This window comes from uncultured Porphyromonas sp. (assembly GCF_934359325.1).
Classification (GTDB): domain Bacteria; phylum Bacteroidota; class Bacteroidia; order Bacteroidales; family Porphyromonadaceae; genus Porphyromonas_A.
This window is the reverse complement of sequence record NZ_CAKRLH010000230.1, coordinates 1-2,462: the sequence shown is the minus strand read 5'-3', so window position 1 is coordinate 2,462 and position 2,462 is coordinate 1. Positions and strand designations below refer to the sequence as shown.

Below are 2,462 nucleotides of genomic sequence, written 5' to 3'. Positions count from 1 at the left end.
ACGGCGGTCAATCGTCAGGGCAACGACCGTGGCACGCAGTACCGCACCGGGATCTACTACAGCGACCCCTCCGATGAGCCGGTCGTGACCGCCGCACTGGACCGGCTCCGCACTCAGTACAGCAAGCCGATAGCGGTGGAGGGGATGCCGCTCCGGAACTTCTACCGCGCTGAGGAGTACCACCAGGATTACTTGGAGAAGAATCCCTCCGGCTACTGCCACATCTCCCCCACCCTCTTCCGGAAGGCGCGCGAGGCAAATCAGCCCCGCTATCGGCGTAAGAGCAAGGAAGAGCTGCAGCAGAGCCTCACCGACCTGCAGTATGAGGTGACGCAGGAGGGCGGCACGGAGCGCGCCTTCAGCCATCCGTACGACAAGGAGTTTCGGGAGGGGATCTACGTCGATGTCACCACGGGTGAGCCGCTCTTCCTCTCCTCAGACAAGTACGACAGCGGCTGCGGCTGGCCCGCCTTCAGCCGTCCGATCAGTGACAGCCTCCTCGTGGAGCAGAGCGACCTCCGCTTCGGCATGCGCCGCACAGAGGTAAGGAGCAAGCTGGGCGAGGCACACCTGGGGCACGTCTTTGAGGACGGCCCCCGGGAGCGTGGCGGTCTCCGCTACTGCATCAATGGTGCCGCCCTCCGCTTCATCCCCAGGGAGGAGATGGAGAAGGAGGGATACGGCGACTACCTGCCACTGCTTAGGAGGTAAGCTACCTGCCAGAGAGAGAGAGCCCCGCACGGACACTTGGTCTGTGCGGGGCTCTCTATTTTGTATTACTGTCGGTCTATGTACCGACGACAGGGGGTGCTAATTACTTAACAGCCTGCTCTGCCTCCTTAGCGGTCTGAGCTGCCTGGAGACTGTCAGCCTTGTCAGCTGCCTCATCGACAACCTCCTTAGCCTGGTCAGCCTTCTGGTCGATCTGCTCCTTCATGGCGTCAGCCTTCTGGTCGATCTGCTCCTTAGCCTGGTCGGCGTTCTGCTGGTTCTCAGTCTTGTTGCAAGAAGCAAGACCCATCATCATACATACAGCGACAGCGCTGATAGCGATAATCTTCTTCATAATTCTAAATTCTACTATTTAAGTGTGTAAAATATTGCCTATAAACTGGGACAAAGTTACACCTATTTTTGAATTAGACAAACACTCCGCCTCAAAACCCGCCTCCGAAGCCGACCAATGATCAAACCTTTAGCCACTATTCTCATCACAATAGTGTACCTACCAATCAATAAGACCATCATGAAGCGACTATTATATTACCTCTACACACTTCTTATTATAGGAGCAATGCCGATCGGGATGCAGGCTCAGGATCTGAGCGGCTCGACGTGGAAGTCTACCTTTGACCACAAGGGAGCAAAAGGACATATCACCTACCACTTCACCACGCCTGGGACCGGGTACTATGAGTACAGTGTCAAGTCAATCTTTAGAGACTACAAGGGGCAGGGATCCTTTACCTACATCACCGAGGATGGGCAGCACTATACGTTTTCGGACACGGAGCACCCTGACGACCCCGAGTATGAGACTCGGGGACAGATCCGGGGACAGCTGCTGACGCTCTCTATGCCGCCCCGGATGGAGCAGATGGTGGAGGACGCTCCTGACACTGTCCGTAAGATCCTGGACGAGTACCTGAGCGATATGCTTGCCCTGAAGCGCCGGGAGTGATAAAGGGGGGATTAAGATAGATTAGCTCTCCGGAGTGCAGTCCTGAGGAAGAATGTCGTACCTTTGTCTCCGTGATGAAGAAGGGAGAGAGAACTATACCTATACTGACTATGGTCCTGCTGTGTGGAGCGCTGCTCCTCATGGCGGGATCTCCTCGTGTACACCATGAGGAGAAAACAGAAGAACCCACTCTGGACACACTCCTTGTCCCTCAGGTCGACAGCTGTCGGCTGATCTACGAGGAGCTGGGACTGAGTGCCTGGGTCGGAGAGAAGGCCTTCCGTGAGGCGTACGACGGCTACTGCCGGATCAAGGATCGGAAGAAGGAGGTCCTCACACTGATCGACTTCACGAAGCCGTCCAATGAGGAGCGGCTCCTAGTACTGGACATGGTGGAGGGGAAGCTCCTCTTCCACTCCCTCGTCGCCCATGGACGCAACAGCGGCGACCTCTACGCCACCCACTTCTCCAATCGCCCCGAGAGCCACCAGAGCTCACTCGGGCTCTACCTCACCGAGGGGACCTACACCGGTAAGAACGGCTACTCGCTTCGGCTCAATGGGCTGGAGAAGGGGATCAATGATAATGCCCTCGCCCGCGCTATCGTGATCCACGGTGCCGCCTACGCCGACCCGTCCGTCTGCCGTGGCGGGAGGAGGCTCGGTCGCAGCTGGGGATGCCCCGCCCTGCCACCGGCTCTCAATCGCCCGATCATCGATACCATCAAGGGCGGCAGCGTCCTCTACATCTACGGGGAGAATAGCGATCAGCGCTCCTGACC

Annotated in this window: 4 protein-coding genes; 3 read left to right on the top strand and 1 reads right to left on the bottom strand. The window is 57.5% G+C overall.

The window, feature by feature from the left end:
- Positions 1–711: peptide-methionine (R)-S-oxide reductase MsrB (gene msrB, locus Q0F21_RS07225; protein WP_297238690.1), on the top strand; the 711-nt coding region annotated here is incomplete at its 5' end.
- A 103-nt stretch (positions 712–814) separates the two neighbouring features.
- Here the strand turns inward: msrB and Q0F21_RS07220 are convergent.
- Positions 815–1,066, bottom strand: a complete 252-nt coding sequence (locus Q0F21_RS07220; RefSeq protein ID WP_297238688.1) for a hypothetical protein — start codon at positions 1,064–1,066, stop codon at positions 815–817.
- A 180-nt stretch (positions 1,067–1,246) separates the two neighbouring features.
- Here Q0F21_RS07220 and Q0F21_RS07215 point away from each other — a divergent pair, with 180 nt between their 5' ends.
- Together Q0F21_RS07215 and Q0F21_RS07210 are read left to right on the top strand one after the other, a co-directional pair.
- A complete protein-coding gene (locus tag Q0F21_RS07215) occupies positions 1,247–1,681 on the top strand; it encodes a hypothetical protein (protein WP_155802338.1) in 435 nt (144 codons plus the stop codon).
- A gap of 110 nt (positions 1,682–1,791) precedes the next feature.
- Entirely contained in the window at positions 1,792–2,460 is a 669-nt protein-coding gene (locus Q0F21_RS07210; protein WP_297238685.1) for a murein L,D-transpeptidase catalytic domain family protein, read from the top strand.
- Positions 2,461–2,462: the final 2 nt, after the last annotated feature.